We start from the raw sequence: 26,278 nt of genomic DNA, 5'->3' as shown, positions 1-26,278 counted from the left end.
CCATAATTGGTTTGACGAAATCAGATTCCTGCAGGGAACAACCCTACAGGAATAGCCAACAAAATCACAAAACTGCCTTAACGCCCTATTCTGCACTCAGCCGGAGTCGACCCCAACAACGAAAGCGCGGATATCCTGCGCATGCTGGACACAGCTTTCGAGCACCTCGTGCCTTCCGAGATCCGCCTGTATCCCAAAGCGTACGCGGCAGAGATCGATGCACTCAACCCGCGTCTCTACAACCTGCTCAACAACGGGGTCTACAAGGCCGGATTTGCAACGACGCAGGCGGCCTATGACGAAGCGATGGATGGCATCTTCGCGATGCTGGACGAACTCGAGGAGTTGCTGACCGGTGACTTCCTATTCGGCGACACGCTGACGGAGACGGACATCCGGGCCTTTGTAACACTCATCCGGTTCGATGCAGTCTATCACGGTCTCTTCAAGACCAACCGCCGCGAAATCCGGGATTACCCGCGTCTCTGGGCCTATCTCGCGCTTATTGCACAGATCCCTGGCGTACGTGAAACCGTGGACATGGACCGCATTCTGCACGGTTATTACTCGATCAAGGCTCTCAATCCTTTGGGCGTGGTGTCAAAAGCGCCGGCGCATATTGCGACGCTTCTTGGGTGAGGGCGTCAACAAGAGTTCGAATTTGAGCGATCGCCCCACCATTCATAAGATTCCTTTGAATGGTTTTATGGCCATCTGTCTGGTCTTTTCTGTGTAACGCCAGAACCTCTTGCAAACTCGGGCAAGTAAGGTCGACTTTTCGTCAACTTTGGTCTGAGCTAGCCCTTCATCGGCATTCGGTAGCTTTGGCTCTTTAGAAACCATGATGTGCCTTCAAGTAGAATGTGTTTCGAGACGACGACGGGTGCTTCAAAGGTGTTGGAAACAAAGCGTACAGGCGGCAGGGAATGAATCGGGTTCATCTGCCGCCTGACTTGCGTGTCCCGCTAACCAACCGTTGTACCCAGCCAAAGAGTGATTGCAGGAAACGCCACCAGCAGCGCCAACCGCACGACATCGACCGCGATGAACGGAACGAGCCCCTTGAAGATGCGAACGACCGGTACATCAGGCAGCACAGCCTTCAAGACAAACACGTTCATGCCGACCGGCGGTGTGACGAGCGCGATTTCAGTGACCACGATCACGATGATTCCGAACCAAACCAGGTCGAACCCCTGCGACACGACGATCGGCGCGAAGAGCGGCACAAAGATCAGGATGATCGCCATGGAGTCCATCACGCAGCCCAGAACCAGGAACACCAGCATGATCGCGAAAATCAGCGCATAGCCTTCGAGACCTGTAGATTGCACCAGGGCAAGAACACCTGCCGCAAGTCCGGACAGGGTCAGAAGCTTGGAGAGCATCAACGCGCCGAAGAGGACCGTGTAGAGCGATACCGATGTGTAGGCCGTGTCGATGATAACCGTCCGCAGCACTTTCCAGGTCAGACGCCCGTGAAAGGTTGCGATCAGGATGGCCAGGCCTGCACCCATGCCAGCTGCTTCGGTTGGTGTGAACAGTTTGGCGTAGAGGCCTCCGATGATCAGGCCGAATAGCAGGACGAATGGCCAGATGCCCGACAGTGCCTTCAGCCGGTCCGGCCAAGCCGTCAGTTCGCCTTGCGGTGCATGTTCGGGATTGCGCGCGGCGACCACGCGAATGGCAATCATGTAAAGCGCAAGGCCGAGGAGCCCGGGAATGACCCCAGCAATGAACAGATCTCCGATATTTGTCTGGGTCAGGATGCCGTAGACCACCATGATGATCGATGGCGGGATCAGAATTCCCAATGTACCGCCTGCAGCGATCGTGCCTGCCGCGAGTTCGTCCGAATAGTTGTACTTTTTCATGCTGGGGTAGGCGACCTTGGCCATGGTTGCGGCCGTGGCATAACTGGACCCGCAGACAGCGGAAAAGCCGGAACAGGCGACCATCGTCGACAGCGACAGCCCGCCACGCACATGGCCAACGAAGGCATAGGCGGCACGGAAGAGGTCGTGCGCGATCCCGGTTTTTGAGATCACGTTGCCCATCAGGATGAACATGGGCACCACGGCGAGGTCATATGACAAGACTGCGTCCGAGATCGTCAGTGGAAGGAGTTGAAACGCGATATTCCAGTTGATTGCAAAACCGATCCCCGCGACCGAAACCGCCAGAAGAGAAAAGGCGAGTGGAACCCGCAGGAAGGCCAAAAGTATGGCCGAAATCATAGCGATGGAGCCGACAATCATAGCGCTTCCTCCTCATGGGTGTCTTCGGGGTCGACCATCGGGCCGGTGAATGCGACGGCCAGTGCGGCCAAGGCGGACAGGGCGCAGCTTGCGGCCATGAAGAAATAAAGTGGCCCCCGGGGAACGCGCAAAGCCTGGCTCACTTCGAAAATGCGGGAGGCGTTCAAACCGTGCTTCACGAAGAGCCATGCGATGACAGCAAGTACCACGGTCACAAGTATCGAGATCAGCACGCGCCACCACGCCATCCAGGGCTTGCTTACAAGCTTGTCGAGAAGGTCGATGGTGAGATGCGCACCAGCGGCTGTTACCAAAGGCAGCCCGGCAAATACGACCAGCGCCATCAGGTGCTCGGTGATGTCGTTTGCCCCGTAGATCGGCTTGCCCACAATGCGGCGTCCGATCACGTCGGCGAAGGTCAGTGCGACCATTGCCAGAAGGAACAGTGCCATGACCGTTTCGACCCCCCGGCGAATTTTCCATGCCATGGACTGCATGATCTTGTCTCCTCCCTAAAAAATCGGAGGCCGTTTTCCCGGCCTCCGCTAGTGCTTCACACTCGGCTCATTCGCCAGCGAGCGACTTGTAGGTGTCGTTGTAGAACGTCAGCATCGCCTGCGGATCCGCGACACCGGCGGCTTTCGCGGCTTCCACCCAGTCGGCGACCATTGTGTCGTAGATCGTATCCACCGCAGCGATCAGCTCCGGCGAGGCCTCCACGATGTCATGACCAGCTGCGCCCAGTTTCTCGGTTGCGGCAGGGTTCTGCAGGTCGAAGTTTTTGCCCCATGCCGCCGAAAGCTCTTCACCGATGATGCCTTCGATGGCGGCCTTGTCTTCGTCTGAAAGGCCGTCCCACTTGGCGCCATTCATGATGACAAAGAAGGTCGCGTCGTAGAAACCGTTCGGGAAAATCGTGTGGTGCTTCAGGCTGTCCTCGAGGCGGAAGTTCACCACGGATTCCATGGTGTGCAGGGAGCCGTCGATGACACCGCTTTCCAGCATTTCATAGGCCTTCGTCGCCGGTGCTGCGACAGGAACCGCACCAAGCGACGTCAGCAGTTTTTCCTGAATCGGCCCACCCATGCGGAACTTTACGTTGGCCACGTCCTCAGGCGAGGTCACAGTCTCGGACCCATGATGCAGTTGACCACCACCGAACATGCCGACGCCAAGCATTTTGACACCGTCAAAGGCTGCGTTGTCGGCAAGGTAAGTCTCGTAGGTTTGCCAAAGGGCACGGCTTTGAGCCTCGGCATTGGTGCCTGCATTGGGGAATTCGGCAAACCACATCGACACAAAGCGCTCGGGCTCATATGTGAAGTTGCCCCAGGTGATGTCCGCGACACCGTTGCGGGCGAGTTCCCAGTGCTGGGGCGGGCTGGCCAGCGGAGCGGGCAGGATTGTAACGGTCACACGGCCTTCGGTGACTTCGGCCACTTTCTCGGTGAAAGGCACCAGGAAATCGGTGTGGACGAAATGGGTCGGCGGCACCCAGGACGACATGGTCAGAACCTCGGCACTGGCGATCTGAGCCGTGGCGGACACGAGGGCTGTTGCGGCGACCGCGCCCTTGAGCATTTTTGTGGTGAAGTTGATCATCTGGATCCTCCCTAGGATGATATCTGATTCAGGTCAGTTTGTGAGAGTTGAGCGTCTTGCTCGTGCGGAGCTTTGCCAGATCGGCAAAGATAGCGGCTCCGACCGGGATGATGTCCGGGTCAAAGACGAATTCGGGGTGGTGCGGGGCGTAGCCGCCTTGGCCGATGAAGAAATACGCTCCGGGGACGATCGACGAGAGTTCGGAGAAATCCTCGGAGGCCATCAAGTTGCGTGCGTTTTCGACGACACGCTCCACCCCCACAACGCGAGTTGCGGATGAGACGGCAGCGGATACGCATGTGGGGTCGTTCAACGTGACGGGTGCCACCTTTTCGACGTCGATCTCAATGAGAACGCCAAACAGCAGCTCGGTCGCGCGTACAGCGTCCTGAAGCAGATCGGCGAGGCGGTCACGCACCGTTGAGGACGTCGTGCGCATCGTGCCTTCCAGCCGGACAGCCTCTGGTAGAATGTTCCGCGCAGTGCCGCCTTGAAACAGACCAAAGGAGATCACGCCTGCTTCCCGCGCATCCACCAGACGGGTCGTGGCCTGCTGGACGGATGTGATCAGTTGTGCCGCTGCGAGGATCGCATCTTCGCCGGTGTGTGGCATGGATCCATGCGCTCCGTTGGCACGGATCGTAACGTCGATATTGTCCGCCGAAGACAGAGCTGCCGTAGTAGGAATGCCTACCTGACCGGCAGGCAAGTCAGGTGAATTGTGAAGCGCGTAGATTTCATCGCAGGGGAAACGATCGAAGAGGCCGTCAGCGATCATGGCGCGGGCACCGGTCAAGAGTTCCTCGGCAGGCTGAAAGATGAAGCGGACCGTCCCGTCGAATTGCCGATGCTCTGCGAGGTAGGCGGCGGCCGTCAGCGCGGTGACCATGTGTCCGTCATGCCCACAGCCATGAAATCGGCTGGGGTCTTCGGAGGCGTAGTCTACCTTGGCCTTTTCCTGCATCGGCAGCCCGTCAAGCTCAGCGCGGAATGCAATACAGCGACCGGGTGACTCTGGTGACGCGTCCTGACCATGCAGTGTACCAACGACCCCGGTACCGGCGATGCCCGTCACAACCGTGTAACCTAATTCGCTCAAACGATCAGCTACAAAGGCAGCTGTACGCGCGACTTCGAAGCCGGTCTCTGGATGGCGGTGCAGGGTCTGCAACCAGTTCTGCGATGTTCTGCTTTGTGTCTCGTACCAGGTGGTGAACATCTTCTTAGACCTCCGGTTAGTCGCAAGATAAGAATGTTGCACGGCGATACTTGTCATGCAAGATAGTTTCTTGTTAAGACTATTTTGTGTGGAAAGCAGGGTAAGAGATGATACCTTTCCGGTATCAAAGACAGGGGCAGTGAATCGTGCAGAGCGACAAGACATTCAAAAATGAACGCCTGACTTACCGGCTGAACATCGTTGCGCAGGAGGCGATCCAAGCTAATGATGAGATTTTCCTGAGCGAGACGGGATGTCGAATTCGCGATCTGCGTGTCTTGCGACTGATTGACGACACACCCGGCACTACATTCGCGAAAATCTCAAAAATAACGGGTTTTGATAGAAGTTTGACCTCACGCATCATTCAAAATTTGATCGCTTCTGGATTGATTGAGCGCGAAAACTCTACCGAAGACGCACGCGTATTCCTGCTCTCTACAACGTCGAAGGGGAAAAAGGTTCGGCAAGTAGCCCGACGCTTGTCAGATCGATTAGAGGTAATCCTGACGGATCCACTGTCCGCACAAGAGTTGCGGGCTTTCAATGAGATTCTCGCACGTCTGGGCGCATGGGTGACCTCGGAAGACTATCAATCCGCGTTGACTCAAGAGACCAATAAAGGCTCACGCTAAAATAGTCTTGACATGAGAATACCTGCGATCTAGTGGTATTTCAGCCTACCAAGCTGTCACAGGAGAGGCCGACCCAGTCGGCGCCGAAGGAGCAACCCCCCGGAACCTCTCAGGCAAAAGGACTGTGATCAGCGCGGCGATCTGAAGTGCGTTTCGGGACAAAGCCCGTGACCTGCGACAGAGGGGATTGGACCTGCCATCCGGCAGGACGAAACCTGGGTCGCGGGAGGATACCATGACCAGAATTGCTGTAATCGGCGCCGGGATCACCGGCGTTACAACTGCGTCCAGCCTGATGGACCGGGGCTATGACGTCACCTTGTTTGATCGTAACCGCTATGCGGCGATGCAAACGTCTTTCGCCAACGGAGGCCAGCTCTCGGCATCGAATGCCGAGACCTGGACCCGCTGGTCGACAGTCTTTAAGGGCATGAAATGGATGCTGAGCCGCGGGGCACCGCTGCTGGTTAACCCAAAGCCCAGTTGGCACAAGTACAGCTGGATGGCCGAGTTCGTGGCCTCGATCCCGCAATACCGCGCCAACACGGTCGAGACGACCCGCATGGCCATTGCTGCACGTGGCCTGTTGCGCGACAAAGCCGAGCGCCACGGATTCGAGTTTGACTGCGAGAACCGTGGTATCTTGCACATTTATACCGACAAATCGGAATTCGATCACGCGACCGAGGTCAACACGCTGTTGGCCGAGGGCGGGCTGGACCGCCGCGCGGTTGCCCCCGAAGAAGTTCGGCAGATCGAACCCGCGCTCAGTGGAGAGTTTTACGGCGGCTATTACACCGAAAGCGACTTTACCGGCGACATTCACCGCTACACAACGGGCCTCGCCAAATCCATCGAGAAGGGTGGCGCGGTGCTGCGGTTCGGGACTGATGTCGAGGCGCTTGCCGTGGACAAGAAAGAGGTGCGCCTCACCTGGAGCCGGAACAACGAAAGCCAGACCGAGACCTTTGACGGCATTGTTGTCTGTGCGGGCGTAGAAAGCCGCGCCATCGCGGCGCAGGTCGGCGACCGGGTGAACGTTTATCCGGTCAAGGGATACTCGATCACCGTGCGGCTTGATGACGAAGAAAGCCAGAGCGCCGCACCATGGATCAGCTTGCTGGACGATGAAGCCAAGGTGGTCACCAGCCGCTTAGGTAAAGATCGTTTCAGGATCGCGGGCACGGCGGAGTTCAATGGATATAACATGGACATCCGCGATGACCGCATTCGCCCACTGGTGAAGTGGTGCGAACGGTTTTTTCCCGATGTGAGCACCGAGCACGCGATCCCGTGGGCGGGCCTGCGCCCGATGATGCCGAATATGATGCCCAGGGTAGGGCAGGGCGCGCGTGACCGTGTGTTCTACAACACCGGACATGGCCACTTGGGTTGGACCCTGTCCGCCGTCACCGCGGAGATGGTGGCCGAGACCGTCGCCGCGTCCAATACAGTCAACTGCTCAAAGACAACGTCGGCGAGAACGCCCACCACTCTAGCATCTCAGGGAGCCGTATGATGTACATCCCAACCTACGACGATATGCTCGCTGCGCATGTCCGGATCGCGCCGCATATCCGCCGCACGCCGGTGCGGACATCCGACTATCTGAGTGACCTGGCGGGTTGCCAACTCTTCTTCAAGTGCGAGAACTTCCAGGAACCCGGTGCGTTCAAAGTACGCGGGGCCACCAATGCGGTCTTCGGGCTGGATGACGCGCAGGCCGAAAAGGGCGTTGCGACCCATTCTTCGGGCAACCATGCGTCCTGCCTGTCTTATGCGGCAATGCTGCGCGGCATTCCCTGCAACGTGGTGATGCCGCGCACCGCACCACAGGCCAAGAAGGATACGGTGCGCCGCTATGGTGGCAAGATCACGGAATGCAAACCATCGACCACATCACGCGAGGCGACTTTTGCCGAAGTTCAAGCGAAGACAGGCGGCGATTTCGTCCACCCGTATAATGATCCCCGCGTGATTGCGGGACAGGGCACCTGTTCAAAGGAGTTCATGGAGCAGACTGACGGTCTCGACATGGTCGTGGCGCCAATTGGCGGCGGCGGCATGATCTCGGGCACATGCTTGACACTCTCAACCCTGGCCCCGCAAACCAAGGTGATCGCGGCCGAGCCAGAGCAGGCCGACGATGCCTACCGCAGCTTCAAGGCGGGACACATCATCGCCGATGGCCTGCTGGTGCCGCTCAAGGAACTGACCTGGCATTTCGTGTCAAACCACGTCTCCGAGATCTACACGGCGTCCGAACAAGAAATCATCGATGCGATGAAGCTAATTTGGAAGCATTTGCGGATCGTGATGGAGCCGTCATCTGCCGTCCCGCTCGCGACCATTCTCAAGAACCCCGACGCGTTCGAGGGCAAGCGGGTTGGCATCATCATCACCGGCGGCAACGTCGATCTGGACAAATTGCCCTGGGCATTGGGCTGACAAGGAGACTTCCCATGAAAGATTCTATTGATTTCGACGCCTACGAAGTTGGTTTCGATATTCCCGCCAAGCCCGGCATGGATGCGGCCGATATCCAGACACCTGCGTTGGTCCTTGATCTGGACGCGCTTGAACGTAACATCAAGAAAATGGGTGACTATGCCAAGGCGCATGGCATGCGGCACCGCGCACATGGCAAGATGCACAAGTCGGTCGATGTGCTGAAGCTGCAGATGGAAATTGGCGGCGCGATTGGCGTCTGCTGTCAGAAGGTTTCCGAGGCGGAAGTTTTCGCACGCGCGGGCATCAAGGAAATACTGGTCTCCAACCAGGTTCGCGATCCGGGTAAGATCGCCCGACTTGTCCAACTGCCGAAGTTCAGCGGCGGCGAAGTTATTGTCTGCGTCGACGATGTGGCCAGTGTTGCCGACCTTTCGTCGGCGGCGAAAAATGCCGGGACAGAGCTGGGCGTCTTCATCGAGATCGACTGCGGGGCAGGGCGCTGTGGCGTCACGACAACACCGGCGGTTGTCGAGATCGCCAAGGCCGTCGTCGCGGCCGACAATCTGACCTATCGCGGCATCCAGGCCTATCAGGGCGCGATGCAGCACATGGACAGCTTTGACGACCGCAAGGCCAAGATCGACACGGCTATTAGGCAGGTTCAGGATGCCGTGAACGCGCTGAAAGACGAGGGGATCGAGACCGATCTCGTGTCGGGCGGCGGGACAGGTTCCTACTATTTCGAGTCGAATTCGGGTCTCTACAATGAACTCCAGTGCGGCTCTTATGCATTCATGGACGCAGACTATGGCCGCATCCTTGACCAGGACGGAAAACGGATCGATGCCGGTGAATGGGAAAATGCCTTCTTCATCCTAACCAGCGTGATGAGCCACGCCAAGGCGGACAAGGCGATTTGTGACGCGGGTCTCAAAGCACAATCCGTCGACAGCGGACTGCCGTTCATCTACGGGCGCGATGATGTTGAGTACGTGAAATGCTCGGACGAGCACGGCGTGATCGCCGACCCCAAGGGCGTGTTGAAGGTCAATGAAAAGCTGAAGCTTGTGCCCGGCCACTGTGATCCGACGGCCAACGTGCATGATTGGTATGTCGGCGTGCGCAACGGCAAAGTCGAAACCGTCTGGCCTGTGTCCGCGCGGGGGCGGGCGTACTGAACCTGCCCGCTGGGGCAGGTCGGGCCAGCCCTCTCCCCGCTGGCCCTCCGCCCGTGCGCAACGCGATCCTCTCTGCGACAGCGTACGGGCGGATCAAGACAAATAGGAGATTGAAATGCTGATCATACCTGAACAGGAAATCGCTGATTTGATGACACGTGCGGCCGCCTTTGAGGCCGTTGAAAGTGTCTTTGCCGCAATGGCCTCTGGCGATGCCTACAATTTCTCCGTGGTCCGCGAAGCGATCGGTCACGAAGACGCGCTTTATGGCTTCAAGGGTGGTTTTGACAAAGCTGGCCTGACACTCGGGCTGAAGGCTGGAGGGTATTGGCCAAACAATCTGGAAAAGCGCGGTCTGATCAATCACCAGTCCACGGTGTTCCTGTTCGACCCGGATACCGGAAAGCCCTCGGCGATGGTGGGCGGCAACCTGCTTACGGCCTTGCGGACCGCAGCTGCCTCTTCAGTCTCGATCAAGCATCTGGCCCGTGAAAATGCGACGGTCATCGGAATGATTGGTGCGGGCCATCAGGCGACCTTTCAACTGCGCGCGGCACTCGAACAGCGCTCGTTCGAAAAGGTCATAGGCTGGAATTACCACCCGGAGATGCTGCCCAATATCGAGAAAGTGGCCCGCGAGGCTGTCTTGCCTTTCGAAGCAGTGGACCTTCCCGGCATGGTCGAGGCTGATGTGATCATCTCGATCACCAGCGCCTTTGCGCCGTCGTTGATGGCGGAACACGTCGGCCCTGGTACGCACGTCGCCTGCATGGGCACGGACACCAAAGGCAAGCAGGAGGTCGAGGCCGCACTGTTGGCCCGCGCTACGGTTTTCACCGACGAAGTGGCGCAATCGATCTCAATCGGCGAGGCCCAGCACGCGGTGGCGGAAGGGTTGATCGAACAGAGTGACATTCATCAGATCGGCGCGGTGATTAACGGGACAAACCCGGGCCGCATATCGGACGATCAGATCACGCTTTTTGACGGAACTGGTGTCGGCCTTCAGGACCTCGCGGTTGCGTCGGCTGTCGTAGATCTCGCGGTGGAAAAAGGCGTTGCGATTGAGGTGGATTTCTAACGCCGGTTGCCACCCCCAGAAAAAACCGAGATTTCTTCAGGCGTCGCGCGTTGCGGCGCCTGATGATTGCCGACCGAACTTAGGTTCTGTCATCCCAGGGTATCACCCAAGACCCCACCCATCATCGACAGAATCCAGCTTGGGCGGGCAATCTGCATCTCAACGAAACTTTGCAGATGTGGTGAACCCAGTGACCAAGATCGACCAGATCGAGACCCTGATCCTCGATATCCCGACCATCCGAGGGCACGTACTCTCAATGGCCACAATGCGGACGCAGACCGCGGTTCTGGTCAAGATCAAGTTTTCGGACGGGTCCGAAGGTATCGGCGAAGGGACAACGATCGGCGGGTTGAGCTATGGTGCGGAAAGCCCCGAAAGCATCCAGTCCGCAATTGATACCTATATCGCTCCGGCTCTGATCGGTCGCGGCGCTGACGATGTGAATGGCGCGATCCAGCTTGTCGACAAGATCGTCAAGGGCAACCGCATCGCAAAGACGGCGGTCGAAATCGCGCTTTGGGACGGATTGGGCAAACGCCTGAATGTCCCGGTGTCGCAGCTTTTTGGCGGTGCTGTACATGACAAGCTACCGGTCGCGTGGACACTGGCGTCGGGCAACTCCGACACAGACATCGCCGAAGCCCAGGAGATGATCGAAACGCGCCGCCACAACATCTTCAAGCTGAAGATTGGTAAACGGTCGGTTCGTGACGATGTGGCTCACGTGGCGCGGATCAAGGAAGCCGTGGGGGATGCCGCGAGCGTGCGCGTCGACATCAACACCGCCTGGTCGCTGCAGGATGCACGCTGGGGGCTGAAGGGTCTGCAGGACGCCGGATGCGAGCTTGTCGAACAACCCGTTCCCGCGCGTTATCGCAAGGCAATGGCCGAACTCACCAGTGGCTACGAGATCGCCGTCATGGCGGACGAGGCGCTGAATGGCCCGGAGGATGCTCTCGAAGTGGCAGCGGCACATGCCGCCGATGTCTTCGCTGTCAAGATTGGACAGTCCGGTGGACTCAAGCGCGCATCCGAGGTTATCGCGATCGGGCAGTCGGCGGGTCTTGGCCTTTACGGCGGTACGATGCTGGAAACCGGATTGAGCACCGCCGCAGCGCTCCAGCTGTTCTCAACGGTCGAAGATCTGGCTTGGGGAACGGAGTTGTTCGGCCCGCTTCTGCTGACAGAAGATATTCTCGCTGAGCCGATTATTTACTGCGATTTCTGCGTCGATATCCCCAAAGGAACAGGTATCGGCGCAACGCTCGACCCCGACAAAATCGATTTCTTCCGCCGTGACGGCGGGCGGACCATTAAGGCCGTCGCCGGACAGTAACCGAGCGACACGATATCAAACCCAGCCACAACGCACCAAAGGCGTCACGGCAGCCAGGAGGAGGACCACACATGTTTACTCAATCGAATCTCGATGAATTCGAGGCGCGCCTTGATGGCGCGATCCAGGACGACCCGGAGAACGGCATTTTCCGTTGCCGTAGGGACATCTTCACCGACGAAGAGCTGTTCGAGCTTGAGATCAAGCACATCTTCGAAGGCAACTGGATGTACATGGCCCATGAGAGCCAGATCCCGGAGCCGGGCGACTATTTCACGCTGACCATGGGTCGCACGCCCGTCGTTATCACCCGCGACAAGGACGGCGAACTGCACGCGCTGGTCAATGCCTGTTCACACCGGGGCGCGCAGCTCTGCCGCTTCAAGCGCCGCAACCAGAAGACCTTCACCTGCCCGTTCCACGGCTGGACCTTCTCGAACACCGGCAAGCTCCTGAAAGTCAAGGATCCGAAGGGCGCGGGCTATCCTGAGCAGTTCAACAAGGATGGCAGCCATGACCTGACCAAGGTCGCTCGGTTCGAAAGCTATCGCGGTTTCCTGTTCGGGTCGCTGAATGCGGATGTGAAGCCGCTGGAAGAGTACCTTGGCGAAGCCCGCAAGATGATCGACATCATGGTTGATCAGGCCGATGAGGGTCTGGAAGTGCTGCGCGGATCGTCAACGTATACCTATGACGGCAACTGGAAGCTGCAGGCCGAAAACGGTGCGGACGGCTACCACGTCTCGGCCGTGCACTGGAACTATGTTGCCACCACCGCGCACCGCACGGATGATGGCAAGGAAGACAACATCAAGGCGACCGACGCCTCGAAATGGGCCAAGCAGCGCGGCGGGTTCCACGCCTATGAGAACGGCCACATCCTGCTTTGGACCGAATGGGCGGACCCGACCAATCGGCCCGGCTATCCGCGGCTCGAGGAATGGACCGAGAAGTTCGGCAAGACCAAGGCTGACTGGATGGTTGGCGTGCTGCGCAACCTCTGCCTTTATCCGAATGTGTTCCTGATGGACCAGTTCAGTTCGCAGATCCGCGTCTTCCGTCCGATCAGCGTCAACGAAACCGAGGTCACCATCTACTGCATCGCCCCCAAGGGCGAGAGCCAGGAAGCGCGCACCCGCCGCATCCGCCAATACGAGGATTTCTTCAATGCCTCCGGCATGGCGACACCTGACGACACAGAGGAATTCCGGGCCACGCAGCGCGGCTATGCCGGGGCATCCCATGCAAAGTGGAATGACCTGACCCGTGGCGCAACCCAATGGATCGAAGGCCCGGATGAAGACGCCAAGGCCCTGGGCATCAACCCGGTCATGTCCGGTGCCCGCACCGAGGACGAAGGTCTCTTCGTCATCCAGCACAGCAACTGGTCCGAGCGCATGGGCGAAGCCATCGCCAAGGAACGCGAAACAGCACCCGGCGCGGCTGTCGCGGCTGAATGAAGAGGAAACGACATGAATACCGCAACACTTGAACGCAATGACGCCGCCACGGCCATGAGCTATGACGAAATACAGGCTTTTCTCTTCGCAGAGGCCCGTGCTTTGGACGATCGCGAATGGGACACCTGGCTGACCTTCTATCACAAGGACTGCCCGTTCTGGATGCCGGCGTGGGATGACTACGACACGCTGACGGAAGACCCGCAGAACGAAATGTCTCTCATGTATTACCCCAACAAGCAGGGGATTGAGGACCGTGTTTTCCGGATCAAGACAGACCGGTCGTCGGCGACCTCTCTGCCGGAGCCGCGCACCAACCACTACCTGTCGGGCATCGAGGTGCTGAGCCGGGAAGGCAGTGAAATCAAGCTACGTTTCAACTGGCAGACGCTGAGCTATCGCTATGGCAAGACCGACCAGCACTGGGGCACGTCGTTCTACACGATCGACACCAGCGGTCCCAAGCCACTGATCACCGACAAGAAGGTGGTCCTGAAAAACGATCACATCCACCACGTGATCGACGTTTATCACACCTGATCCCGGCAATCCGGAACAGATCAAATCCCCGCGCACCCGTTCAGGGGTGCGCGGCAAAGGGAGGAGCACGCCATGACGACCTACAACATTGCCCTGAATTTTGAAGATGGTGTGACGCGCATCATCCAGTGCGATGACGATGAGAAGGTGACCGATGCGGCCTTCCGTCAGAAAATCAATCTGCCGATGGATTGCCGCGACGGCGTCTGCGGTACCTGCAAGTGCTTTGTCGAGAAAGGCGAGTACGAGCTGGAATTCTACATGGACGAATCCATGAGCGACGAGGAAGCCGAAGAGGGCTATGCGCTCACGTGCCAGATGACGCCTGAAAGCGATTGCGTCGTGCGCGTCCCGGCCTCGTCTGCAATCTGCAAAACCGCGCCGGAAGCTGTCGAAGCTGAAGTGCAAGGTGTGGACCAACTCTCCGAGACCTCTTTCGGCCTTCGGGTGAAGTTGTCCAAACCCATCGGCTTTTTGCCGGGCCAATACGTGAACCTGACGGTTCCGGGAACGGATAAGCATCGGTCTTACTCTTTCTCGTCTGCGCCGGGTGCCGACGAAGCGACCTTCCTGATCCGCAACCTGCCGGGTGGTGTGATGAGCAGCTACCTCGGCGGGCAGGTCAAAGCGGGTGATGCATTGACGGCAACCGGCCCCATGGGTGCTTTCTACCTGCGCCCGATCGAACGCGCACAACTGTGGCTCGCGGGCGGAACGGGACTGGCGCCATTTCTGTCGATGTTGGAACAGGTGGCGGAGCAGGGCTCTGACCAACCCATTGTCCTCTACTATGCCGTGACCCGCGCCGCTGATCTTGTGGAACTTGACCGCGTCAACGCGCTTGCTGAAAAGATCGGCAATGTCACTGTGATAACAATCCTTGCGGCCGAGGAAGACGCCCACGAGCGCAAGGGCTTCGTCACCGATCACGTGACGGCCGAGGATTTGAATGACGGCGATTGTGACGTCTATCTGTGTGGCCCGCCTCCGATGGTCGACGCAGTGCGCACGCATTTCGACGAACTTGGCGTAGCGCCCGCCAACTTCTTCTATGAGAAGTTCAACCCGACCGAGGCCGCTGAGGAAGCCGCATGACACGTCGTTTCGAAGACAAGGTCATGGTCGTAACCGGTGCCGCGCAAGGCATCGGTCGCCGCGTTGCAGAACGCGCAGCCAGTGAAGGTGCCAGCGTGCTGATCGTAGACCGTTCGCCCGCCCGCAAGGACGTGGTCACCGCGATCCGAGACGCGGGCGGCACGGCCGAGGCGATCTCGGTCAATCTGGAAACATGGGCTGGGTGCGAAAAAGCCATGCAAAAGGCTGTGGACCTGTGGGGCCGGATCGACATTCTGGTGAACAACGTTGGCGGCACGATCTGGGCCAAGCCATATGAGCACTACGAGCCGAAACAGATCGAAGCCGAAGTACGTCGGTCGCTTTTTCCAACGCTGTTCTGCTGCCGCGCCGCGATCGAGCATATGTTGCCATGCGCAAGCGGTGTGATCGTCAACGTTTCGTCGATCGCCACGCGCGGTTTGAACCGCGTCCCTTATGCTGCGGCAAAGGGCGGGGTCAACGCGATCACGGCAAGTCTTGCCTGGGAAGTGGCCGAACGCGGGATCCGCGTTGTTGCGACAGCGCCTGGCGGCACCGAAGCGCCTCCGCGCGTCGTTCCGCGCAATCCGAATGCGGAGGAGGAACAGCGTGAGGATTGGTACCAGACCATCGTCGACCAGACCATCCAGTCCTCTTTGATGAAGCGCTACGGCACGCTTGACGAGCAGGTTGGGCCAATCCTGTTTCTGGCGTCGGAAGATGCGTCTTACATCACGGGCGTCACTGTTCCTGTTGGCGGAGGGGATCTCGGCTAGATCCGGAACTGTCTGGAAAAGATGCAACGACCTGCAACTTCTGCTTTTGGGGCTGGCGCGGATCTAATTGACCCTCGCCAGATGGTATTTGCAGGTTTCTGATCCGTCCGACCGGAGGCTATTTCTTCACAGGGCTCTTTCGCGCCACTTTCTGTGCGATGTTGACGAAATTCTTCACGTGTACACCCTGTTCATCGACACGGTAATTGACCGATAGCTCGGTGCGCGCGATCTCCGGCTCGATGTTGAGGAACTTCATACCTTTGCGCGGCGCGTTGGAGACGGACTCCGGAACGATGCATACCCCTTCTCCGACCGCGACGAGGCTCAAGGCGGTTTGAAGATCCATGCACCACAGGCGCATCGGTGCCTTGAAGCCCGCATCTTCAACAGCTTTGATCACCATATCCGCATAGCTCGGACGGGGGCGTTCTGGATAGAGGATCACATTATGGGTCATGAGGCGTTCGAGTTTCGCGACCGTGCGGTTACCCGTGTCAACGATATCTGGCAAAGCGAGGATCAGTTTTTCCTCGACGAGATGTTTTGAAAGGAACTCGGGGTCCTTGAGCGTCGGGCGTGCAAAAGCCACGTCTATTTCACGAGAGACGAGCGCCCTGTAGAGTTGCGCGTTGTTCATCGGAGTAAGGCTGAGATTCATCTCCGGGTAATTCGCGCGGTATGACCGGATGATGTTTGGCAGAATTCCGAATGTCGCCGATCCGACGAAGCCGATCCGAAGGCGGCCTTCCGCTCCCTGGCCCAGCCGCCGCACTTCGAGCCGTGTATCCTCCAACTGCGCCACGATTGCCTTTCCCCGCTTGAGGAGGCGTTCGCCGGCCTGTGTCAGAGTGATCGCGCTGCGCCCCCTATTGAAGAGAATTGCCTCCAGTTCGTCCTCGAGCTGCTTGATCTGTCGGCTGAGTGGCGGTTGCGCCATATCGAGGCGCTCGGCGGCGCGCCCGAAATGCAGTTCTTCGGCGACCGCTATAAAATAGGTCAGCTGTTTGAAATTCATTTTTACTGCCCTCCCAATATCTTAGGTTACGCCAAACCTCGAAACGAAAAAAGGCCCCCACATAGTGGGGGCCAGTCTTCAGGGAGGCATCGGGGATTATTCGGCGGCGACGGCCTGCTCGGAGACGCCTTCCTTGAGCACGAAGTCGAATTCGAAATGCAGGTCGGTGCCCAGGTCCTTGTCGGCAGGCTTGAACTTGCCGATCAGGCTTTCTTTGACGGCGAACACGCTGTCTTCGTCCAGCCACGCGCTGTCTGCATCATAGATCTGGCTGATCAGCGGGCGGTAACCGTCTTTGGAAATAATGAAGTGCATGTGGCCGGGGCGGTTCGGGTGGTGACCCATGAAGCGCAGCAGCTCGCCAGCAGTTTCATCATCCGGGATCGGATAGGGGACCGGGCGGACTGCAACAAAGGCGTAGTGGCCGTTCTCGTCGGTCTCGAAACGGCCCCGCAGGTTGTATTCTGGCTGATCCGGGTCGAGGTTTTCGTAGATGCCGTTTGGCGCATCTTCCCAGACATCGAGCGTCACGCCTGCGATGCCGTTGCCGTTCTCATCCTTGATGTAGCCTTCGAAATAAGCGGTTTCCTCATTGTCGAAGTGCTTCTGGATGGTCGACGCACCTTTGGGCAGGACCGGCGGGTTCTCACGGTAGAATGGGCCGAGCACGGTGGACTCGCTTTCGCCACCTTCGACCGGGTTGGTCATCATGTCGACCAGAACCTCGATGCCGAGAATATCGCCCAGAAGGATGAATTCCTGGCGGTTGTCGTCGCAAAGCTTGCCGGCGCGGGCAAGGTAATCGCAGGCGGCAAGAAACTCGTCGTGCTGCAGTTTCACGTCCTTCACGAAGGCGTGCATGTGCTTGATCAGGCCGGTTGCGATCTCACGCTCGCGGTCAGTGATGTCGCCATGCTTGCCGAGGCTGTCGATCACGACGTCGGTGATGTTGTCTTGGTTGACGATGCCCATGGGTATTTCCTCCTCCTGGCAGTCTGAATGTCCGGTAGCGAGGTGCGTCAATGCCCCTCGTCGCAAAAACAGACTTCACCGAATCCCGTGCTTACCCAATGCCCGCTGCGGTATCGGGTGATACCGCCAGTGAGCTGCTCGTTGCGCGATTACAAAAACCCTGCGGTCAGCAACGTAGAGTATTGAGCCATACCCTCTATGGCATGGCACCGGCGCGGCTGATCGTGGCAGCTATGGGATAGCTTATGAACGCATGGGAGACCAAGGTGATCAATACCTTCAAGCAAATTCAAACGCGCCTTGAGGCAACGCCGCATTTGCAGCGCCTTGGCCGGTTGTTTTCCGAAACGGTTCTGATCGAGATCGACGGGAACGAATACTACCTGACCTTCGAGAAAGGTCACATCGTGTCCGTCGTCGAAGGTCCCAGCCGCAAAACGCCTTGGCGCTTTGCGTTGCGGACAGATGCAGAAGCGTTGGACAAGTTCTGGCAGGCGCGTCCCGAACCCGGTTTCCACGACATATTTGGCCTGGTGAAGATCGGCCGTGGCCGGATCGACGGCGACATCCTGAGCCTCGTGAAAAACCTGCGTTTCTTCAAGGAAGTCTTGGGCCTTGCCCGCGCGAAAGAGGAGGTGGCAGCATGAGCATCGAACCCATCACTGGCCGCTATGTCACCGTCATGATCGAAGGGGCCCCCCGTCGCATCTATTTCGAAGAGGCGGGACAAGGCCGTCCCGTCATCTGCCTGCATACTGCGGGCGCGGATACCCGCCAGTGGCGTCACCTGATGAACGATGCCGAGATCACGACGTCGAACCGTCTGATCGCGTTCGACATGCCATGGCACGGCAAGTCGCTGCCGCCCGAAGGTTTCGAAACCCAGGAATACCTGCTGACGACCGAAGCCTACATCGAGACGATTCTGGCTGTGATCGACGGGTTGGGTCTGGACCGTCCCGTGCTGGCGGGCTGTTCGATGGGTGGGCGCATCGCCCTACAGCTCGCGGCGCTGCATCCTGAGAAATTCAGTGGTTTCATCGCGATCGAGGCGTCGGATTTCCAGCCCGCCTGGTATGACATTGACTGGTTCCATCGCCCTGACGCTCACGGCGGCGAAATGGGCGCGGCACTCGTTTCCGCGAATATCTCGCCCTATGCGCCCGCTTCCGAGCGCTGGAACACGCTGTGGATGTTCATGCAGAGCGGACCCGGTGTCTTCCGGGGCGATCTGAGCTTTTACACCAAGGACGACAGCCTGATCCCGCGCTTGCCGACCATCGATACGGCACAGACGCCCGTACACATCATCGTCGGCGCGTACGACCTGACCTGTACGCCGGAAGACGCCGAGCGCACGGCCAAGGCAATTCCGGGTGCCACTTTGTCCGTCATGGATGAACTGGGCCATTTCCCGATGAGCGAACATCCCGAAGGGTTCCGCCCGTTTTTTGTCGAAGCCCTGGAAAAAATGCCGAAGCGGGCGGCGGAGGCTGCCTGACCGATCAACCCTGCACGGGAGGAGGAGCCATGTGCAAGAACGCGAACAACCCATGCCCTGGATGCAAGAGACACAATAAGGCCGATGTCGTCTGGATGTTCTTCACGGATGAAGAGCGCCAGGCTGCCGAAGCCTCGACCACCGCGCCGAGCCTTGTGGATGAACACTCCTGAGCCCTGATAGACCCAGACACTCCGGACTCCTGCCTGGAGTGTCCAACACGGACGACGATCATGACCAATCCCTGCATTATCTGTGTGGCGATCACGGGCAGCCTGCCCACGAAAGCCAACAATCCGGCTGTTCCGATCAGTGTATCGGAACAGGTGGAATCGACCCAAGAAGCCTTCGAGGCCGGAGCGACCATTGTTCACGCGCATGTGCGCAATGACGATGAAACCCCGTCGTCGGACCCGGACAAGTTTGCCGCTCTGAAGGAGGGGATCGAAAAGCATTGCCCCGGCATGATCATCCAGTTTTCCACCGGTGGACGGTCGGGCGCGGGTCAAACCCGTGGCGGGATGTTGTCGCTGAAACCTGACATGGCCTCCTTGTCGGTTGGATCGAACAATTTCCCGACACGCGTCTATGAGAACCCACCGGATCTTGTCGACTGGCTGGCCAGCGAAATGCTGAAATACGACGTCAAGCCCGAGATCGAGGCCTTCGACCTCAGCCATATTCTCAAGGCCAAAGACATGGCCGACAAGGGCCAGCTCGCCGGAACCCCCTACGTGCAGTTCGTCATGGGTGTGAAGAACGCGATGCCGGTCGATCGCGACGTGTTCGACTATTACATCCACACGGTGCACCGCCTGTTTGGTGACGACGCGCCGTGGTGCGCGGCCGGCATCGGAGCCAATCAGCTCAAACTGAACGAATGGGCCATCGCTGCGGGTGGTCATGCCCGAACGGGGCTTGAGGATAATGTCCGCCTCGACCGCGATACGCTGGCACCTTCGAATGCCGCCCTCGTGCGCCGGGCCGTGGAGATTTGCAACAGAAACAATCGCCCGGTGGCAAGCTGGCAAGAGGCGCGCCGCATTCTCGGACTGCGCCTGTCCGAGAGTGCAGAGAAAGGACACGCAGCATGAAGAAAGTCTATGGCACGGCGGCAGAGGCGCTGGATGGCCTTTTGCATGACGGCATGTTGATTGCCGCCGGGGGCTTTGGGCTCTGTGGCATTCCAGAATTGCTGATCGACGCGCTGGTCGACAGTGGCGTCAAGAATCTGACCGTGGCGTCGAACAATGCCGGAGTTGATGACTTCGGTCTCGGAAAGCTTCTCGCAACCCGCCAGATCAAGAAGATGATGTCGTCCTATGTCGGCGAGAATGCCGAGTTCATGCGCCAGTACCTGGCAGGCGAACTGGAGCTGGAGTTCAACCCGCAAGGGACTCTTGCCGAGCGCATGCGCGCTGGCGGTGCGGGGATCCCGGGCTTTTACACCCAGACCGGGGTTGGCACCCAGATCGCCGAGGGCAAGGAAGTGAAGGTGTGGGGTGAGAAGGAATATATCCTTGAGGAGGGAATCTTTGCCGATCTCTCCATCGTCAAGGCGTGGAAGGCCGACGACACGGGCAATCTGATCTTCCGCAAGACCGCCCGCAACTTCAACCCGCCCGCCGCCATGTGCGGCAGGTTCTGTGTGGCCGAGGTTGAGGAGATCGTTCCGCGCGGGTCCATCGACCCGGACCACATCCATCTTCCGGGTATCTATGTGCACCGCTTGATTCAGGGCGCGCATGAGAAACGGATTGAACAACGCACCGTTCGCAAGCGGGAGGACGCATAATGCCCTGGGATCGCAATCAAATGGCGGCGCGCGCCGCGCAGGAACTCGAAGACGGCATGTATGTGAACCTCGGGATCGGCATCCCGACGCTTGTCGCCAACTATGTGGGCGACAAGGACATCACGCTACAGTCGGAAAACGGCATGCTCGGAATGGGTCCGTTCCCCTTCGAGGGTGAAGAGGATCCAGACCTGATCAATGCTGGCAAGCAGACAATCACCGAACTTGCGCGTACGTCCTATTTCGACAGCGCCACCAGTTTCGGAATGATCCGCGGTGGCAAGATCGCAGCGGCCGTGCTGGGCGCGATGGAAGTGTCGGAGAAAGGCGATCTGGCGAACTGGATGATCCCCGGCAAGCTCGTGAAGGGCATGGGCGGCGCGATGGACCTCGTTGCCGGCGTGGGCCGGGTCATCGTGGTGATGGATCACACCAACAAACACGGTGATAGCAAGGTGCTCAAGGAATGCACCTTGCCGCTAACCGGCAAGGGTGTGGTCGACCGCATCATCACCAATCTCGGTGTGCTCGATGTCACCAACAAGGGTCTGCACATCGTGGAATGTGCGGATGGTGTCAGCCGCGAAGACATCGTCAAGGCAACCGAGGCCACGATTGTCTGATGCGATCGGATATCGGCGACCGCGCCTGAGTGACATCTCCGGTTCCGCAATCGGAGCCGGATTTCTGGCCGTCCTCGTGTCCTATGCAGGGCCGCTTCTCATCTATCTAAGCGCTGCCGAGGCCATGGGCATCGGGAAGGAAGCCTTCTCGTCCTGGGTCTTTGCGATCTCAGTGGCAGCGGGCCTCTCGAGCATAGGTCTCAGCCTGTGGTTTCGCGTGCCCATCGCGATGGCGTGGTCTGCCCCGGGCACAGTCCTGTTGATTGCTCTGGGAACGTCGCTGTCGCCCGCAGAGATGGTTGGTGCCTACATTGCTGTGGCAGCGGTTCTCGTGCTGATCGGTGTGTCGGGGGTGTTCGAACGGCTCGTGCAATTCCTGCCACCGTCCGTGACCAATGGGATGATGGCCGGCATCCTTTTTGGCTTCGGCCTTAAAGCCGCGGGTGGCTTGGCCAGTGACCCAGCAGCAATCGGGCTTCTCATTGCGGTCTTCGCCATGAGTGCCGTCATCTTTCCCCGCTACGCCATGCTTGTCCTGCTCGCCTCGGCTCTGCTCATCAGCGCAGTCTTCTACGACGCCTCGGTAGGCACGGTGAGCCTCGCCTTTGCAAGCCCAGAGGTGACCGGTGCCACCTTCTCTACAGGCGCCATGCTCAGCCTCGCGCTCCCTTTGCTGATCACAACTTTGAGTGGTCAGTACCTTCCCGGTATGGCAATCCTGCGTGCCAGCGGTTTCTCAGTCTCTGCCAACCCGATCCTTATCGTCGGGGGCCTCGTGTCTGTTGCAGGCGCGTTCCTGGGCGGGATCACAACCGCCTTGGCGTCAATCACCGCGGCCTTCTGCGCAGGGCCAGACAGCCATGAAGACCCCGACCGCCGCTATGTCGCGGGCGTGGCGTGTGGCGTCTTCTTCTGTCTCGGCGGACTTTTTGCCGGAAGCATCGTCGAGATCCTGATCCTGTTGCCTTCGGCCCTCATCGCCCTTCTGGCGGGTCTGGCCCTGCTACAGCCAATCCTGAAGTTCACGAGCGCGATGCTGGCTTCGGATGATGTGCAGGCGGGTTTGCTGACCTTCATATTCACCGCATCAGGCGTGTCCCTGTTCGGGATCGGCGCTGCGTTCTGGGGTGTCGTTGTGGGGATCGCCGTCCACTTCCTGACAAAAGCAGTGACGGCTTTGAAGAACGGCACAAAGACCTGAACGAAAGAACATTCATCAAGAGATAGCCAGTTTAGGAACGACAAATGATCGTCCTGACCATTTGGCTCGACGAGGGAATACCATGACCACCGATCTAAAAACCGAAGCTCTGGATTATCACGCGCGTGGACCGGCGGGGAAGATGCAGACACTGCCCACGAAGCCGATGACGACCCAGCATGATCTCGCACTGGCCTACAGCCCGGGCGTCGCCTACCCTTGCGAGGAGATCGCGGCCGATCCGGCGACGGCGGCTCTGTATACCGCCCGCGCGCACACGGTCGCGGTGATCACAAACGGGACGGCGGTTCTGGGCCTCGGCAACATCGGCGCTCTGGCCTCCAAGCCTGTGATGGAAGGCAAGGCCGCGCTCTTCAAGAAATTCTCAGGCCTCGACTGCGTCGACCTGGAGGTCGATGAAACCGACCCGACCCAGTTCATCGAAGCGGTCGCACGACTGGAGCCCAGCTTCGGCGGCATCAACCTTGAGGACATCAAGGCCCCCGAATGCTTTGTCATCGAAAAGGCTTTGAAACAACGCATGGGCATCCCGGTGTTCCATGACGATCAGCATGGCACGGCCATCGTCACCGCCGCAGGCATTCTGAACGCGCTTCGGCTTGTCGAAAAGCGTATCGAGGACGTCCGGATCGTTGCCAACGGTGCAGGGGCGGCGTCTCTGGCTTGTCTTGACCTTTTGGTGAGTTTTGGCGCTTCCAAGGACAACATCATCGTTTGTGACAGCAAGGGGCCAATCCACACGGAACGGGACAATCTCGATCAATACAAAGGGGCGTATGCGGCCAAGACCAACGCACGCGATCTGGCCGAGGCCATGGTTGATAGCGATATCTTCCTCGGGCTCTCCGTTGCTGGTGCGGTGACCAAGGAGATGGTTGCCAGCATGGCTGACCAACCCATCATTTTTGCGATGGCCAACCCCGAACCGGAACTACGCCCCGAGCTTGTGCGGGAGGTGCGGGACGACGCGATCATCGCTACAGGCCGCAGTGACTATCCCAACCAGGTGAACAACGTTCTCTGTTTCCCCTTCATATTCCGAGGGGCGCTTGACTGCGGTGCCACTGAAATCAACGAAGAGATGAAGCGCGCCTGTGCCATCGGCATTTCCGAAATGACGCGGAAGGCCGCGCCACACACGGTCCTGGCGGCTTACGGCATCGACAGTCTGAAATTCGGGCGTGATTACATCATTCCCAAACCGTTCGATCCGCGTCTCATCATTGAGATCGCACCGCTTGTCGCCGAAGCCGCGATGAAGAGCGGTGTGGCCGCAAGACCGATCGAGGATCTCGACGCCTACCGGGAAGAGCTGCGTCGGCATGTGTTCCGGTCCGGTCTTCTGATGAAACCGGTCTTTGACCTCGCGATGCGTAATCCCGTTCGGATTGCATTCGCGGAAGGTGTCGAAGAGCGTGTTCTGCATTGTGCAGATCAAGCCATCCGTCAGGGCATCGCCAAGCCAGTACTGATCGGATCAGTCGAGCGGATCGAGGCGAAGATCAAGGACCTTGGATTGAGCCTGGCGAACGGGACGGACATTGAAATCGTCGACCCGCACACGATGGATCGCAGTGCGCTGTCAGAGGACCTGCACAAGCGAATTGGCCGCGACGGGATCAACGTGGTCGAAGCCGAACGCTGGGTCAGAAACGACCGCACCGTGCTGGCGAACCTTCTGCTCGCGCATGACAAGGTCGACGCGGTCATCTGCGGCACCGGCGGACGGTTCGGACACCAGCTCGGCATGGTCGAGAAGATCATTGGCCGAAGGGACGGCGCGCGTGCGCTGTCGACGCTGAACGCCCTAGTCATGGCCAAGGGTACGATCTTCATTGCCGATGCTTATGCAAATCTCGATCCGACGGCAGAGGACATCGCCGAAATCGCCATCCTTTCGGCACGTGCTGTCCGAAGGATGGGTGTCACCCCACGCGCGGCGCTGATCAGCCACGCCAATTTCGGAGATCGACCCAGCCCGTCTGCCGTCAAGATGCGTCAGGCGCTCGATCTCTTGCGCGGGACATCTGTCGACTTCGAGGTTGATGGAGAAATGCACGTCAACGCGGCCCTCGACCCCGCGCAGCGCGAACGTGCCTATGCACATTCCACGCTTAAGGGCCCGGCAAACCTTTTGGTCATGCCCAACGCGGATGCCGCGCATATAGCGCTCAACCTCCTGCGTGAAATGGGTGAGGGTGTTTCTGTTGGGCCGATCCTTGTTGGAGCCGCCAAGCCGGTTCACATCGCATCGCAGTCAGTGACTGTGAGGGGACTGTTGAACTTGACCGCCCTAGCGGCGGTCGATGCTGCAAAAAACAGTGCCTGAGGTCCGCATCGCAATACCCGCGAGGAGAAGGTTCTGGGCGATGGCGTCTTTTTTGGTAACAATCACAGCATGACGAACCCGTTTCTTCAATCCGGCCTGTTCGGCACCTTGTTCCGTGATCAAACCATCGCGGCTGAATTCGGCGTCGATGCATTTCTGGCCAGGATGTGCCGCTTCGAGGTCGCTTGGACGCGGGCTTTGGAGGCAGCCGGGCAAATCACCCGCTTCGAAGCAGATGCTGCGGTTGAGGTGATTGCCCAGTCCTCTTGGCGCGACTACTCAGCAGCGAGCGACAAGGATGGACTGCCTGTCCCCGGCCTGGTTGCGTCCTTGCGGGAGGGCCGCGAGACGCGTGTCGCGAGTGCAATTCACACGGGCGCCACAAGCCAGGATGTCATCGACACAGCCATGGTTCTCACTTGCCTGAATGTTCTGGACGAGTTGGAAGATCGACTGGCAACTCTGGTCGATCGGTTGGAAACCCTGCTTGATGCGTCGCGCGACCTGCCGCTCATGGCACGAACGAGGATGCAAGCCGCCGTCCCTGCAACGGTTGGCTTGCGCGTGTCATCCTGGCTGCGCCCATTAGTGGACCATCAGTCCCGGATACAGGCGCTGAGACAGGACCTTGCGAAAGTGCAGGTTGGTGGAGCCGTCGGGAAGCGTGACACGCCAGCCGATCATGCAGAGTTGGTGGCCGAACACGTCGCCCACGCCCTTGGACTGTCTCTTGGACCGGTGTGGCACACAGATCGGACGTCTTTGGTTGGCTTTGGTCACTGGCTCACTCTTGTATCTGGCAGCCTTGGCAAGATCGGTCAGGACATTGCCCTGATGACCCAGCAGGGGGTCGATGAGATCGTTTTGGACGGCGGTGGTGGATCATCGGCGATGCCGCACAAACAGAACCCCGTTCTGGCCGAGGCCATTGTCGCATTGTCGCGCTTTGTCGCGCATCAACAGGGGCTGCTGGCTCAGTCGATGATCCACGAACAGGAACGCTCCGGGTCGGCCTTGGCGCTGGAATGGATGACCTTGCCCGCCATGGCAGAAGCAACAGGAGCATCCTTGCGTCACACAGACGGCCTGATCGCGTCAATCAAACGGATCGGCAGTCAGCAAACAGCGTAAATGACCGCGATGGGCATGGCCGTTTTGCGACCACAGCGGCGTTTGGCATCCGT

At 58.8% G+C, this 26,278-nt stretch carries 24 protein-coding genes, 1 pseudogene and 1 riboswitch; of the genes and pseudogenes, 19 read left to right on the top strand and 6 right to left on the bottom strand.

Features of this window, described 5'->3' with window-relative positions:
- Nucleotides 1-114 precede the first annotated feature (114 nt).
- Nucleotides 115-639: pseudogene (locus tag JZI28_RS22150) on the top strand (glutathione S-transferase C-terminal domain-containing protein); the annotation flags it as partial.
- A 326-nt stretch (nucleotides 640-965) separates the two neighbouring features.
- Here the strand turns inward: JZI28_RS22150 and JZI28_RS22145 are convergent.
- The 4 genes from JZI28_RS22145 to JZI28_RS22130 form a co-directional block, all read right to left on the bottom strand.
- Nucleotides 966-2,258: a TRAP transporter large permease gene (locus JZI28_RS22145; RefSeq protein ID WP_009807829.1), complete on the bottom strand. Its 1,293-nt coding sequence runs from the start codon at nucleotides 2,256-2,258 to the stop codon at nucleotides 966-968.
- Nucleotides 2,255-2,755: a TRAP transporter small permease gene (locus JZI28_RS22140; RefSeq protein ID WP_375700274.1), complete on the bottom strand. Its 501-nt coding sequence runs from the start codon at nucleotides 2,753-2,755 to the stop codon at nucleotides 2,255-2,257. The genes JZI28_RS22145 and JZI28_RS22140 overlap by 4 nt, the downstream gene beginning before the upstream one ends.
- A gap of 67 nt (nucleotides 2,756-2,822) precedes the next feature.
- The gene (locus tag JZI28_RS22135) at nucleotides 2,823-3,860 is read right to left on the bottom strand and encodes a TRAP transporter substrate-binding protein (protein WP_009807827.1); all 1,038 of its coding nucleotides are present in this window, start codon (nucleotides 3,858-3,860) and stop codon (nucleotides 2,823-2,825) included.
- Between the two features lie 28 nt (nucleotides 3,861-3,888).
- Nucleotides 3,889-5,079 carry a M20 family metallopeptidase gene (locus JZI28_RS22130; protein ID WP_009807826.1) on the bottom strand — a complete coding sequence of 397 codons (1,191 nt, stop codon included), beginning with the start codon at nucleotides 5,077-5,079 and terminating at the stop codon, nucleotides 3,889-3,891.
- A 146-nt stretch (nucleotides 5,080-5,225) separates the two neighbouring features.
- Between JZI28_RS22130 and JZI28_RS22125 the strand changes: the two genes are divergently transcribed.
- The 10 genes from JZI28_RS22125 (at nucleotide 5,226) to benD (ending at nucleotide 15,634) form a co-directional block, all read left to right on the top strand.
- Nucleotides 5,226-5,714, top strand: a complete 489-nt coding sequence (locus tag JZI28_RS22125; protein ID WP_009807825.1) for a MarR family winged helix-turn-helix transcriptional regulator — start codon at nucleotides 5,226-5,228, stop codon at nucleotides 5,712-5,714.
- Between the two features lie 49 nt (nucleotides 5,715-5,763).
- Nucleotides 5,764-5,849, top strand: a riboswitch (glycine riboswitch).
- 100 nt (nucleotides 5,850-5,949) lie between these two features.
- On the top strand, nucleotides 5,950-7,233 hold the full coding sequence (locus JZI28_RS22120; RefSeq protein WP_009807824.1) for a D-amino acid dehydrogenase: 1,284 nt from the start codon (nucleotides 5,950-5,952) through the stop codon (nucleotides 7,231-7,233).
- Nucleotides 7,233-8,162 (top strand): beta-hydroxyaspartate dehydratase BhcB, encoded by a 930-nt coding sequence (bhcB, locus tag JZI28_RS22115; RefSeq protein ID WP_375700273.1) that lies wholly within the window; start codon nucleotides 7,233-7,235, stop codon nucleotides 8,160-8,162. Before JZI28_RS22120 ends, bhcB begins: the two co-directional genes overlap by 1 nt.
- Nucleotides 8,163-8,176: 14 nt before the next feature.
- A complete protein-coding gene (gene bhcC / locus JZI28_RS22110) occupies nucleotides 8,177-9,343 on the top strand; it encodes a 3-hydroxy-D-aspartate aldolase BhcC (RefSeq protein WP_009807822.1) in 1,167 nt (388 codons plus the stop codon).
- A 115-nt stretch (nucleotides 9,344-9,458) separates the two neighbouring features.
- Nucleotides 9,459-10,424, top strand: a complete 966-nt coding sequence (bhcD, locus tag JZI28_RS22105; protein WP_009807821.1) for an iminosuccinate reductase BhcD — start codon at nucleotides 9,459-9,461, stop codon at nucleotides 10,422-10,424.
- Between the two features lie 190 nt (nucleotides 10,425-10,614).
- The gene (locus JZI28_RS22100; RefSeq protein WP_302621663.1) at nucleotides 10,615-11,763 is read left to right on the top strand and encodes a muconate/chloromuconate family cycloisomerase; all 1,149 of its coding nucleotides are present in this window, start codon (nucleotides 10,615-10,617) and stop codon (nucleotides 11,761-11,763) included.
- 71 nt (nucleotides 11,764-11,834) lie between these two features.
- Nucleotides 11,835-13,223 carry a benzoate 1,2-dioxygenase large subunit gene (gene benA, locus JZI28_RS22095; protein WP_009807819.1) on the top strand — a complete coding sequence of 463 codons (1,389 nt, stop codon included), beginning with the start codon at nucleotides 11,835-11,837 and terminating at the stop codon, nucleotides 13,221-13,223.
- A 12-nt stretch (nucleotides 13,224-13,235) separates the two neighbouring features.
- Entirely contained in the window at nucleotides 13,236-13,763 is a 528-nt protein-coding gene (benB, locus tag JZI28_RS22090) for a benzoate 1,2-dioxygenase small subunit (RefSeq protein WP_009807818.1), read from the top strand.
- 72 nt (nucleotides 13,764-13,835) lie between these two features.
- Complete coding sequence (gene benC / locus JZI28_RS22085; RefSeq protein WP_009807817.1) at nucleotides 13,836-14,858, top strand: benzoate 1,2-dioxygenase electron transfer component BenC; 1,023 nt, start codon at nucleotides 13,836-13,838, stop codon at nucleotides 14,856-14,858.
- Nucleotides 14,855-15,634 (top strand): benzoate diol dehydrogenase BenD, encoded by a 780-nt coding sequence (gene benD, locus JZI28_RS22080; RefSeq protein WP_009807816.1) that lies wholly within the window; start codon nucleotides 14,855-14,857, stop codon nucleotides 15,632-15,634. The genes benC and benD overlap by 4 nt, the downstream gene beginning before the upstream one ends.
- A gap of 118 nt (nucleotides 15,635-15,752) precedes the next feature.
- Here benD and JZI28_RS22075 read toward each other — a convergent pair whose 3' ends face one another.
- Together JZI28_RS22075 and JZI28_RS22070 are read right to left on the bottom strand one after the other, a co-directional pair.
- A complete protein-coding gene (locus JZI28_RS22075; RefSeq protein ID WP_375700272.1) occupies nucleotides 15,753-16,652 on the bottom strand; it encodes a LysR substrate-binding domain-containing protein in 900 nt (299 codons plus the stop codon).
- A 96-nt stretch (nucleotides 16,653-16,748) separates the two neighbouring features.
- Nucleotides 16,749-17,624 carry a dioxygenase gene (locus tag JZI28_RS22070; protein WP_009807814.1) on the bottom strand — a complete coding sequence of 292 codons (876 nt, stop codon included), beginning with the start codon at nucleotides 17,622-17,624 and terminating at the stop codon, nucleotides 16,749-16,751.
- 245 nt (nucleotides 17,625-17,869) lie between these two features.
- Between JZI28_RS22070 and JZI28_RS22065 the strand changes: the two genes are divergently transcribed.
- The 8 genes from JZI28_RS22065 to JZI28_RS22030 all read left to right on the top strand — a co-directional run bounded on the left by JZI28_RS22065 (nucleotide 17,870) and on the right by JZI28_RS22030 (nucleotide 26,225).
- Complete coding sequence (locus JZI28_RS22065; protein WP_009807813.1) at nucleotides 17,870-18,271, top strand: hypothetical protein; 402 nt, start codon at nucleotides 17,870-17,872, stop codon at nucleotides 18,269-18,271.
- Complete coding sequence (locus JZI28_RS22060) at nucleotides 18,268-19,125, top strand: alpha/beta fold hydrolase (RefSeq protein WP_009807812.1); 858 nt, start codon at nucleotides 18,268-18,270, stop codon at nucleotides 19,123-19,125. Before JZI28_RS22065 ends, JZI28_RS22060 begins: the two co-directional genes overlap by 4 nt.
- A gap of 233 nt (nucleotides 19,126-19,358) precedes the next feature.
- Nucleotides 19,359-20,219, top strand: coding sequence for a 3-keto-5-aminohexanoate cleavage protein (locus JZI28_RS22055; RefSeq protein WP_009807810.1), 861 nt, complete (start codon nucleotides 19,359-19,361; stop codon nucleotides 20,217-20,219).
- Nucleotides 20,216-20,920, top strand: coding sequence for a CoA transferase subunit A (locus tag JZI28_RS22050; protein WP_009807809.1), 705 nt, complete (start codon nucleotides 20,216-20,218; stop codon nucleotides 20,918-20,920). The genes JZI28_RS22055 and JZI28_RS22050 overlap by 4 nt, the downstream gene beginning before the upstream one ends.
- Nucleotides 20,920-21,543 carry a 3-oxoacid CoA-transferase subunit B gene (locus JZI28_RS22045; RefSeq protein ID WP_009807808.1) on the top strand — a complete coding sequence of 208 codons (624 nt, stop codon included), beginning with the start codon at nucleotides 20,920-20,922 and terminating at the stop codon, nucleotides 21,541-21,543. Before JZI28_RS22050 ends, JZI28_RS22045 begins: the two co-directional genes overlap by 1 nt.
- Nucleotides 21,536-22,744, top strand: coding sequence for a benzoate/H(+) symporter BenE family transporter (locus tag JZI28_RS22040; protein WP_009807807.1), 1,209 nt, complete (start codon nucleotides 21,536-21,538; stop codon nucleotides 22,742-22,744). The genes JZI28_RS22045 and JZI28_RS22040 overlap by 8 nt, the downstream gene beginning before the upstream one ends.
- Before the next feature lie 82 nt (nucleotides 22,745-22,826).
- The gene (locus JZI28_RS22035) at nucleotides 22,827-25,094 is read left to right on the top strand and encodes an NADP-dependent malic enzyme (RefSeq protein ID WP_009807806.1); all 2,268 of its coding nucleotides are present in this window, start codon (nucleotides 22,827-22,829) and stop codon (nucleotides 25,092-25,094) included.
- Between the two features lie 69 nt (nucleotides 25,095-25,163).
- Nucleotides 25,164-26,225, top strand: a complete 1,062-nt coding sequence (locus JZI28_RS22030; RefSeq protein WP_009807805.1) for a 3-carboxy-cis,cis-muconate cycloisomerase — start codon at nucleotides 25,164-25,166, stop codon at nucleotides 26,223-26,225.
- Nucleotides 26,226-26,278: the final 53 nt, after the last annotated feature.

The organism is Pseudophaeobacter sp. TrK17 (genome assembly GCF_042192375.1).
Lineage (GTDB): Bacteria > Pseudomonadota > Alphaproteobacteria > Rhodobacterales > Rhodobacteraceae > Pseudophaeobacter.
This window is presented reverse-complemented; position numbering and strand designations above follow the sequence as displayed.